Below are 10466 nucleotides of genomic sequence, written 5' to 3' on the forward strand. Positions count from 1 at the left end.
AATTATCCTTTTTATTACCTCTGGTTGTTTTTTTTTATGATTCTTGAGAAAGTTTGGGGATTTTTTCAAAAGTATGAAGATAAATTTTCTCAGTTCTTGCGTTTAGATAAAGTCTTCGGACCAATTGCAAGTGATGTTATGGGAGGTATCTTTTTATTAGTATTGATTTATTTCAGTGGTTCTTTAATGCAGTTTTCTTTCCTGAAAAAATTTACGGAATGGATTGATAATAAATTAATGGTTTTCTTGCCAGGCTATGAAAAGAATAAAAAATTAGCAGAAGAAAAATTAGCAAAAGAAATGGGAAAACCAATTACAGATTTGCCAATTTTATTAAAATAAGGTGAATATTGGCAACCCGCACATCTAATTGAAGAAAATGCCGATGGAAATGCCGTAGTTTTTGTACCTGCAGCACCTTCTAAAGATCATGGGCAAATTTATGTAGTAAATGCGTCAAATATTAAAAGACTGTCAGAGACAACTTTAGGAAGTTTGAACGAGTCTATAAAATCAATGGGAAAAGGAATTTTGGATTTTAAATGATTTTTTAATAAGCATAAATAAGTAATCCCTGAAAGTTTTTTCAGGGATTTTCTTTTTATTGACTTCTAATTTAAGGCTTGGAGCGCAATAGAGAAAAACAATTTTTTTAATAACTTTCAAAGTGTATTTTTGTTTTCTCAAAACAGCTACCATGACAAAAAACATTTTTATCCTTGCCTTTTTATTTCTTTCGATTACTGGTAAAAGTCAGAATTTGAAATTAGAAGAAATAATGAAAGGTGAATCTTTTATTGGAAATCAACCAACAAACGGACGCTGGTCTTTAGACGGAAGAAAGGTTTATTTTGAATGGAATCCGAAAAATGAATTAGGAACAAGCACTTATTTCTGGCAGAAGGGAATGACCAAACCAGAGCTAGTTTCTCCAAAAGAAGCTGTTTTTTCTCAAATGGATTTTAAAACTAAACCAGGGTCAGATGTTGTTTATTATCTGGACAAAGGAAGTTTGTATTCCTATTCAATTCAATCTAAAACTTCAAAGAAATTAATTCAGCAATCTACAGCAATTTCTAATTTGCAGTTAGGGGCTCAAACTGGTATCTTGTTTTTTGAACAAAATGATAATATTTTCAAGTATAATATTAAAGAAGGAACCGTTTTACAGATAACCAACTTTAATAAAGGAATTAAAAAGGATGTGAAACCTGAAAAAGAGAACTTTTTAAACACGCAACAAAAAGAATTATTTCAATTTATTAAAGATAAGGAAGCAAAAAAACGATGGAATCTTGCTAAAAGCAAAGCAGTAAAATCTGATTTTGCAAAAGAGTATTTTTATGGAAAAGACCAGTTTTTTAACTTGAAAGCAAATCCAAATGGAAATTTTGCAACTTTTTTATTAGTTGAAGAACCTGAAATAAAAAAGGAAACAATGGAGGTTTTTATTACTTCTGATGGTTATAATCAAACTCCGGAAACAAAAGAGAAAGTTTCTACTGCCAATTTTGTTAAAACTAAATTCGGAATTTATTCTGTTGCAAAAGATTCGGTCTACTATTTAAATTTTTCATCTTTAAGTCATATTCAGGATGTACCAAAGTATTATGAATTGTATGATAATTTAAAAAACAAACCTAAAGAAGATAAATTGATTGTGCCTCAAGCGCCCGTTTATAATGAAGATGGTTCAATAGCGATTATTGAAATCAGAAGTCAAGATAACAAAGACAGGTGGTTAGTAAACTTAAATTTAGATAAAGGAACTTTTGAAGAAATAGAATACCAGCATGACGAAGCCTGGATTGGTGGACCTGGAATTCCGGGATATTCTTTTGAATCAGGAACTCTTGGTTTCTTAACAGATCAGGAAACCATTTATTTTCAATCAGAAGCTACAGGATATTCTCATTTGTATACTTATAATGTAAAGACTAAAAAGAAAACACAACTAACAAAAGGAAATTGGGAAGTTCGTGATGTTACGCTCTCGAAAGATAAAAAAGCATTTTATTTAACTACAAACACAACCCATCCCGGAAATAGAAATTTTTATAAATTAGTTGTGGCTGATGGTATTTTACAGCCTATTTTAACGAAAGATGGAGCACATGAAGTTGTGCTTTCTCCAGATGAAAAATTACTACTAGTTCGTTATTCTTATAAAAATATTCCTTGGGATTTTTATGTAGCAGACAATAAAAAGAATGCAGTTTTACAGCAAATATCTTCTTCAACTACGGAAGCTTTCAAACAATATCAATGGAGAACTCCTGAAGTAATTACATTCAAAGCGCAAGACGGAACACCGGTTAATGCAAGAATTTATACGCCTAAAGCTGAAGTTGCCAACAAGGCAGCCGTAATTTTTGTACACGGTGCAGGGTATCTTCAAAATGCTCATAATTTTTGGAGTAATTATTACAGAGAATATATGTTTCATAATTTGTTGACTGATTTAGGTTATACTGTTTTGGATATCGATTATAGAGGTAGTGACGGTTACGGTAGAGATTTCAGAACTGGGATTTATCGTTTTATGGGAGGAAAAGATTTATCAGATCATCTTGATGGTAAGAAATTATTGGTGGAAAAATATGGTATTGATGGTGATAGAGTAGGGATTTATGGTGGTTCCTATGGAGGCTTTATTACTTTAATGGGAATGTTGACGACTCCAGGTGAATTTGCTTCGGGTGCCGCTTTGCGTTCTGTTACAGATTGGGCGCACTATAACCATGGATATACAGGAAATATTTTGAATTTTCCAGAGACTGATCCAGAAGCTTATAAAAAAAGCTCACCAATATATTTTGCGGATAATTTGAAAGGAAACCTTGTAATGCTACACGGAATGGTTGATGATAATGTAGAATATAAAGATATTGTACGTTTGTCCCAGCGTTTTATAGAGTTAGAGAAGAAGAACTGGAGCTTAGCTTCTTTTCCTGTAGAATCGCATGGATTTAAAGAAACCTATTCCTGGATAGATGAATACGGCAGAATTTTAAACTTATTTAATTCAACGCTTCTTAAAAAATAGTTTACAGTGAAAACTGCAACTGAAAATGGAATACTTTCTTGTTTGCTCTTTTAATTAGTTTTAAATTTGCATTCGTAAAACAACAACACAACTTAGGATAATGAGCAATACAATTACAACAACAAATTTTAATTTTCCGAATCAGAAATCAGTGTACCGCGGAAAAGTTAGGGAAGTTTACAATATTAATGACGAACTTTTAGTGATGGTAGCAACCGATAGACTTTCTGCTTTTGACGTAGTTTTACCAAAAGGGATTCCATACAAAGGACAAATTTTGAATCAGATTGCGACACGATTTATGGAGTTAACAGAAGATATTGTTCCAAATTGGTTGATTGCTACACCAGATCCGAACGTTGCTGTTGGACATTTATGCGAGCCATTCAAAGTAGAAATGGTAATTCGTGGTTATGTTTCAGGACATGCTGCAAGAGAATATGCTGCAGGAAAAAGACAAATCTGTGGTGTAACTATGGCAGAAGGTTTAAAGGAAAATGATAAATTTCCCGAACCGATTATTACGCCAACTACAAAAGCGGATAACGGTTCTCATGATGAAGATATTTCTCGTGAGGATATTTTGGCAAAAGGAATCGTTACTGAAGAAGATTATATTGTTTTGGAGAAATACACTCGTGATTTATTCGAAAGAGGAACTGAAATTGCTGCAAGCCGTGGTTTGATTTTAGTTGATACAAAATATGAATTCGGAAAAACGAAAGATGGCGTAATTGTTTTGATTGATGAAATTCATACTCCGGATTCTTCACGTTACTTTTATGCTGATGGATATCAGGAAAGACAGGAAAAAGGTGAGGAGCAAAAACAATTGTCAAAAGAGTTTGTACGTCGTTGGTTGATCGAGAATGGTTTTCAAGGTCAGGAAGGACAACAAATTCCAAATATGACTGATGAATATATTGAATCTGTGTCTGAAAGATACATTGAATTATACGAGAATATTTTAGGAGAAAAATTTGTTAAAGCTGATATTGCAAATATTGATCAGCGTATTAATAAAAATGTATTGGAATATCTTAGTTCTAAATAGTAATTTTCAGTTTTAAACTTATAGGGATAGCCCCAGATTAAATTATTTTAATCTGGGGCTATTATTTTTATTGCTCCATTTTAGTTTTCAAATTTTCAAGGCCCTTTTGTAAATCTTTGCCAACCATTTCATCCATTTTCATCATCGGCATTATGACATTCATTGGATAAGGAAAAACACCGTTGATCCCCCATTTTACTTTGGTTTGATTTCCAGCTACAGCTTCTGTAGACATAAAACCAACAGCAGTGTCATTCATGGGTTCTTTAAAACGTAATGCAAAGTCAATACGCTTTCCTTCTGTTATCTTGGTAATTTCCTGTTCTCCAACACCAACATCTTTTAGATCACTTTCCCATGCTGCTATAGCACCAACAGATCCGTCTGTTCCTGTGTAAGTTGATTTCATTTTCGGATCAATATTAGCCCAGACACTAAATTCATTTTGATTCTTTAAATATCGCACATAATTAAAAACACTATCAGCAGGCTTATTTATAGTAATTTCTCTTTCGACAGCATAATCTTTTGGCATAAAATAAGCTGCAAGTAATACAATTGATACAAGTAGTATCAGTACAAGTAAAATTCTTTTGATGATAAGCATATGGTATGGTTTTAAGATTAGTATTGGTTTATTAACTAGTTTTCAATAGTAAAGTTAAAAAAGTAAAAGGTTGGTTTTATGGTATTCTAAAATTTTTCTATCATTTTTTATTTTTTTTTGATTTAAACTGTAACAAAATGAATATTTGAGCGTCTATATATGAAACGATAATTTAACATTCAGGAAAGTTTATTAGGTTTCTATTAAATGAATGTTAAGAATTAGTTAAAACAAGGTACTTGGTAATGCATAATACAAAAAATAGGATTACATTTACATAGAAATTAAAAATCATCATTAATCAATCAATTTAATAATCAATCAACATGAAAAAATCAGTAATTATTTTAGGAGTAGCTTTAGTAGCTTTTGCCAATGTTTCTATGGCAGCGAATCACACATCATCAGTGGTGAATCCAAAAATTGAAGTATCACATAGTTTTTCAGCTCCATTGCATGTAGCAGTTAGTAAAGGAGATTTAGAAGTAGTGAAAAAATTTATTGCATACGGTGCAGACGTAAATGAACAATCAGAAGACATGACACCTTTAATGATTGCAGCACGTTATAACAAAGTTGAAATTCTTAAAGTATTGCTAGAAAACGGTGCACGTCCTGGTGATAAAAATGAGAAAAAATATACTGCTTTGAAATATGCAGAATTATCAAACGCAACAGAAGCAATCGCTATTTTAAAAGATTTAAAATAACAGTTTCGTTTAAATTAGTTTGAGTTAGTATAAAAAAATGGCCTTCCTTGAGCAGAAGGCCGTTTTTATTTTATATATTAAACGAAGTTGAGATTAAGAATCTATTTTATGAATTTGCTTGTCCTGAATTTTTGAAAACAGAACTAATGCTATAATTGCTCCAATAGTTGCATATAGCATATCAGATTGAGTATCCCAGATATACCCTTGTGTTCCAAGAAACGAATCTCCACCTTCACCTGTTGCCAGAGAAACGAACCACTCGATAAATTCGTAAGCTGCACTAATTGCTAAACAAATGCTGACAATAATAAAGTTGAAAAAACTTTTATTATTGATGACTTCTTTTCGAATAAACAATTCTCTTATAATCATAGCTGGAACAAACCCCTGCGCAAAATGTCCAACTTTATCATAATTATTTCGACTTTGATGAAAAACTTCTTTTATATAATCAAAGAAAGGAACTTCAGCATATGTATAATGTCCTCCAATAAATAGAATAATACAATGAATTAAGATCAGTGTATAAGTGAAATTGGTAAAGCGAAATTTGTTGAAAGTAAATGCTAAAATCAAAAATCCAATAATCGCTGGAATAACTTCAAGAAAGCACGTAAATCCTTCTTTTGGATTTATAATTGAAGCTAGTAAAGAAATTGCAAAGACAGAGAGCAAAAAATAGATGTATTTCATGAATTTTATTTAACTAATATTGTATGCAATATATCAAACTAAAATGTAACGAAATAAAAAAAGCACCATTAAAAAATAATGGTGTTTTTTCTTTTTTAACCGAATCAAATTAATTTAACCAATTAATCAATTTAAATTTACTACTCAATAGGAACATGTTTTTTTCGATTGAAAACCCAAAATATAATTGGAAAAACTAATAGCGTTAAAATAGTTACTGTTATTAAATCTCCAATGATCACGATGGCCAATGGTTTTTGTGATTCAGAACCAATTCCGGTTGAAATTGCAGCAGGCACTAAACCAATCGATGCCATTAAAGCGGTCATAATTACTGCTCTCGTTCTGGCTTTTACTCCCATGAAAATGGATTCTTCGAGGGTAAATTTTGCCTTCAGATTATGATGAAATTCAGAGATCAGAATAACTCTATTTTGAATACAAATTCCTAAAAGAGCAATAAAACCAACACCAGCTGAGATTCCAAAATTCATTCCCGTAATATGCAACGCCATAATTCCACCAATAATCGCAAACGGAACATTCGCTAAAACGAGCAACGAATCTTTAATATTTCCGAGCAAAATAAACAACAATACAAATATTCCAATTAAACTGATTGGTACGATCTGAGCCAAACGCGCACTGGCACGAACTTGGTTTTCAAATTCTCCTGTCCATCCGGTTGTGTAACCGTTTGGCATTTTCAATTCGGCCTCTTTTTTCTGTGCTTCTGCGATGGTGCTTCCTAAATCACGGTCGCGAACAGAGAATTTTACTCCAATAAAGCGTTTTGTATTGTCTCTGTAAATGAAAGGTGGACCCGTTACGGTTTTAATATCGCAGATTTCTTTCAACGGAATTTTAACTCCACTAATAGTCGGAACTTTAAGTTCGGCCAAATCTTTCTCGTCTTCATATTTTTGAGTAGCCGTTTTTCCTCCAAAAGCCAATTCTAAAACAGCCTGAGCATCGCTCAATGTTACACCGTAAGCAGCCATTTTTTCTCCGTCAAGAATCACACTGATTTCTGGCTGACCAACGTTTCGCAGAATCCCGGCGTCTTTTATACCTGGAATATCTTTGATTGTTGCGAGAATTTCATTTGATAATTCATCGAGTTTATCTAAATCATCTCCATAAATTTTCACAGCATTTGAAGCTTTAAAACCAGCTACAGATTCGGCCACGTTATCAATAACGGGTTGAGAATAATTATAGGTAATTCCCTGATGTACTTTCAGTTTATTGTCCATTTCATTAATCAAGTCATCTATACTGATTTTTCTAGTCCGTTCCGATTTTGGTTTCAAATCAACCTGAAGCTGAATAAATCCAAATCCATTTGGATCTGTTCCGTCGTTGCTTCGACCTGTTTGAGATAATACATTTTTTACTTCCGGAAAACTTTCCAAATCTTTTCGAATCATTGAAGCGAATACTGACCGAATTGACGTTTTAAATTTCTTTCTTATTTAAAATAAGAGAAAGTCTCATTATTTTCAATTTTCAATAATGATTCATAAATCAACTGAATCACATTTTCAACATCTTCTCTGTGAACCATTTCAACAGTTGTATGCATATATCGTAAAGGTAAGGAAATCAATGCAGATGCTACACCGCCATTACTATAAGCAAAAGCATCGGTGTCTGTTCCGGTTGCTCTTGAAATCGCACTACGTTGAAACGGGATTTCATTTTCCTCAGCAGTATCCACAATTAAATCACGCAGTTTATTTTGAACTGCAGGAGCATAAGCAATTACAGGACCTTTACCCATTTTAAGATCACCTTCTACTTTTTTATCAATCATTGGAGTAGTAGTATCGTGGCATACATCAGTAATTATAGCAACATTTGGTTTAATCGTTTGTGCAATCATTTCGGCACCACGTAAACCAATTTCTTCCTGAACTGAATTAACGATATACAATCCAAATGGAAGTGTTTTTTTATTTTCATGCAATAAACGAGCAACTTCAGCAATCATAAAACCGCCCATTCTATTATCTATAGCACGACAAACAAATTTATTTTCGTTTAAAATCATAAATTCATCGGGATAAGTAATAACGCAACCCACATGAACGCCCATTTCAAGAACTTGCTCTTTGGTTTCACAACCCAAATCAATAAAAATGTTACTCAATTTCGGAATCTCCTCTTTGTCACGCAAACGAGTATGAATCGCTGGCCATCCAAAAACACCTTTTATAATTCCCTTCTTAGTATGAATATTAACCCTTTTCGATGGCGCAATCTGATGATCAGAACCACCATTACGAATTACATACAGTAAACCATCGTCAGTAATATAGTTTACATACCACGAAATTTCATCCGCATGTCCTTCAATTACAACTTTAAAAGGGGCATCAGGATTTATAATTCCAACCGCCGTTCCGTAAGTATCGGTAATAAAAGTATCAACATATGGTTTCAAATAATTCATCCAAAGTTTTTGTCCTTCACTTTCATATCCGGTAGGTGAGGCGTTATTTAGGTAGCTTTCCAGGAAAGCAATTGAGGTATCTTTTAAGATAGATTCAGTACTCATAAAAATATTTTTTTGCTAATTTATAAATTTGGTATCAGAGTTGTATATAAATATATAATTTTACATTTAAATTATGACTCGATGAGATTTACCTACATTCTTTTATTCTTTATATTGATTTCGTTTTCAAGCCAGGCTCAGGTTACACCAAAAGAAAATGAGCAAATGGGCTATATTCTAACAGAACGAGATTCTATTTTGGGCGATACAATCGAATTGCCAGAGATTATTATTACCAAAGACAAGCTCGATCCCGAAGCGCAAAAGCAGTTTCTAATTCTTCAGAATAGAGTTTATAAAGTATATCCGTATGCAAAATTGGCTGCAGATAGATTGACAGCTTTAAACCAGGGAATGGCACGCCTGAAAACCAATCGTGAAAAAAAGAAGTATTTTAAAATTGTAGAAGACTACCTTAATAATGAATTCGAAGCAAGATTAAAAAAGCTTTCGCGTAAACAAGGTCAAATTTTAGTAAAGTTAGTTCACAGACAAACCGGAATCACAACTTACGAATTAATCCGAACTTTAAAGAGTGGTTTCAAAGCCTTCGTATCAAATACAACCGCCAGTTTGTTTGATATTAGTTTAAAGAAAGAATACAAGCCATATGAGGTCAATGAAGACTATTTAATAGAAACCATCCTTCAAAGAGCATTTGAGTCTGGCCGATTGATAAATCAGAAAGCAGCAAACCCTTTAAATTATAATGATCTTATGAATCATTGGGAAGCAAAAGCAAAAGAACCCAAAGAGCAATAGTGATACATATATAGTATAACAGCCCGACAGTTTATTAAAATCTGCCGGGTTTGTTTTTTTAAACATATATATAAGGAGAGAAATTCTACTATAATATATAGTAAGGAATATTTGCGTTAGGCTGAGCGAAGCAATTTCAAAATTTGGAATTTGTTTTTTAAGGAGCTATCTCCCGCTATCTGTTTCAATCTTTTGCTTTTTAAAGAAAAAAGCAAAAGGATTTCCACTGCTATCGGGGTTAAGGGAGCTGTTTCCAGAAGAAATTTCTTGTTTCCCGGAAGAGAAAAGGAAGATTGAGATGCTTTGTGTCTTTTTGAAAAGCAAGTAAACCCCAATAAACAGGGAAAAAATAAAACTTTGTGTCCTGGCGTCTTTGTGGCAAAACCAACAAAAGCAACCCAAACCAGCCAAAAGCCAGTAAAAGCTAAAAAAACTTTGTCTTATAAAAACCGACATACCAGCGACTTATAAAAAAGATTGAAATTATATAATAAAAACCCTTGGAAATGTAAATAAAGGTGGTACTTTTGCACCCGCAACAGCGATAGAGGTTCACTGAAATACTGACAAGCAGACGAATTTAAACTGAAAATTTTTTTTCAAAAAAAGATTCAAAAAAGCTTGTGAGATTTGAAAACGGATGTTACATTTGCACCCCGCAAAACATGGAAAGTTCATTGATAGATTGGTAGAGTTGAGGAGGAAAAAGGAAAGTAAATTTTCTAAAAAAAACTTCAAAAAACATTTGCCAGTTAGAAATAAGTTTTCTACTTTTGCACCCGCTTTGAGAAACAAGCGAAACAAAAAAGAAATACACGTTCGTAGACATATTGAATTGACAGCCGCTTTAACAGAGATGTTAGAGCAAAAGAATAAAGAGTAAGATAATCGAGAGATTAATTAAATGAACCGATAGAGACTGATTCGAATAATAATTAGCTTTAAGTAATTGAAGCAAACAATATACGATGAAGAGTTTGATCCTGGCTCAGGATGAACGCTAGCGGCAGGCTTAACACATGCAAGTCGAG

General features: G+C 32.9%; 8 protein-coding genes, 1 rRNA gene and 1 pseudogene. 6 read left to right on the forward strand and 4 right to left on the reverse strand.

Annotated elements, in window-relative coordinates:
- Positions 1-36: 36 nt before the first annotated feature.
- The 3 genes from Q7C23_RS09725 (at position 37) to Q7C23_RS09735 (ending at position 4100) form a co-directional block, all read left to right on the forward strand.
- Positions 37-342: a hypothetical protein gene (locus Q7C23_RS09725; RefSeq protein WP_375032344.1), complete on the forward strand. Its 306-nt coding sequence runs from the start codon at positions 37-39 to the stop codon at positions 340-342.
- A gap of 355 nt (positions 343-697) precedes the next feature.
- Entirely contained in the window at positions 698-3046 is a 2349-nt protein-coding gene (locus Q7C23_RS09730; RefSeq protein ID WP_375032345.1) for a prolyl oligopeptidase family serine peptidase, read from the forward strand.
- Between the two features lie 100 nt (positions 3047-3146).
- Positions 3147-4100 carry a phosphoribosylaminoimidazolesuccinocarboxamide synthase gene (locus tag Q7C23_RS09735; RefSeq protein ID WP_375032346.1) on the forward strand — a complete coding sequence of 318 codons (954 nt, stop codon included), beginning with the start codon at positions 3147-3149 and terminating at the stop codon, positions 4098-4100.
- 67 nt (positions 4101-4167) lie between these two features.
- Here Q7C23_RS09735 and Q7C23_RS09740 read toward each other — a convergent pair whose 3' ends face one another.
- Complete coding sequence (locus Q7C23_RS09740) at positions 4168-4707, reverse strand: SRPBCC family protein (RefSeq protein ID WP_375032347.1); 540 nt, start codon at positions 4705-4707, stop codon at positions 4168-4170.
- 326 nt (positions 4708-5033) lie between these two features.
- On the opposite strand from Q7C23_RS09740, the gene Q7C23_RS09745 reads away from it, so the two are divergent.
- Complete coding sequence (locus Q7C23_RS09745; protein WP_072974058.1) at positions 5034-5417, forward strand: ankyrin repeat domain-containing protein; 384 nt, start codon at positions 5034-5036, stop codon at positions 5415-5417.
- A gap of 93 nt (positions 5418-5510) precedes the next feature.
- On the opposite strand, the gene Q7C23_RS09750 is transcribed toward Q7C23_RS09745, so the two are convergent.
- The 3 genes and pseudogenes from Q7C23_RS09750 to Q7C23_RS09760 form a co-directional block, all read right to left on the reverse strand.
- Positions 5511-6113 (reverse strand): DUF2238 domain-containing protein, encoded by a 603-nt coding sequence (locus tag Q7C23_RS09750; protein WP_375032348.1) that lies wholly within the window; start codon positions 6111-6113, stop codon positions 5511-5513.
- Positions 6114-6253: 140 nt separating this feature from the next.
- Positions 6254-7549 (reverse strand): annotated as a pseudogene (locus Q7C23_RS09755) (efflux RND transporter permease subunit); the annotation flags it as partial.
- A gap of 35 nt (positions 7550-7584) precedes the next feature.
- The gene (locus tag Q7C23_RS09760; protein WP_375032349.1) at positions 7585-8673 is read right to left on the reverse strand and encodes a M42 family metallopeptidase; all 1089 of its coding nucleotides are present in this window, start codon (positions 8671-8673) and stop codon (positions 7585-7587) included.
- Positions 8674-8754: 81 nt separating this feature from the next.
- Between Q7C23_RS09760 and Q7C23_RS09765 the strand changes: the two genes are divergently transcribed.
- Together Q7C23_RS09765 and Q7C23_RS09770 are read left to right on the forward strand one after the other, a co-directional pair.
- Positions 8755-9435 (forward strand): DUF4294 domain-containing protein, encoded by a 681-nt coding sequence (locus Q7C23_RS09765; RefSeq protein WP_375032350.1) that lies wholly within the window; start codon positions 8755-8757, stop codon positions 9433-9435.
- A gap of 965 nt (positions 9436-10400) precedes the next feature.
- Positions 10401-10466: ribosomal RNA gene (locus Q7C23_RS09770) — 16S ribosomal RNA — on the forward strand; the annotation flags it as partial.

The organism is Flavobacterium sp. LAR06, assembly GCF_041946075.1.
GTDB lineage: Bacteria > Bacteroidota > Bacteroidia > Flavobacteriales > Flavobacteriaceae > Flavobacterium.

Coding starts and splice junctions, on each gene's coding strand:
- Q7C23_RS09740 (WP_375032347.1), bottom strand. CDS start 4,707: ATGCTTATCATCAAAAGAATTTTACTTGTACTGATACTACTTGTATCA.
- Q7C23_RS09730 (WP_375032345.1), top strand. CDS start 698: ATGACAAAAAACATTTTTATCCTTGCCTTTTTATTTCTTTCGATTACT.
- Q7C23_RS09735 (WP_375032346.1), top strand. CDS start 3,147: ATGAGCAATACAATTACAACAACAAATTTTAATTTTCCGAATCAGAAA.
- Q7C23_RS09760 (WP_375032349.1), bottom strand. CDS start 8,673: ATGAGTACTGAATCTATCTTAAAAGATACCTCAATTGCTTTCCTGGAA.
- Q7C23_RS09765 (WP_375032350.1), top strand. CDS start 8,755: ATGAGATTTACCTACATTCTTTTATTCTTTATATTGATTTCGTTTTCA.
- Q7C23_RS09725 (WP_375032344.1), top strand. CDS start 37: ATGATTCTTGAGAAAGTTTGGGGATTTTTTCAAAAGTATGAAGATAAA.
- Q7C23_RS09745 (WP_072974058.1), top strand. CDS start 5,034: ATGAAAAAATCAGTAATTATTTTAGGAGTAGCTTTAGTAGCTTTTGCC.
- Q7C23_RS09750 (WP_375032348.1), bottom strand. CDS start 6,113: ATGAAATACATCTATTTTTTGCTCTCTGTCTTTGCAATTTCTTTACTA.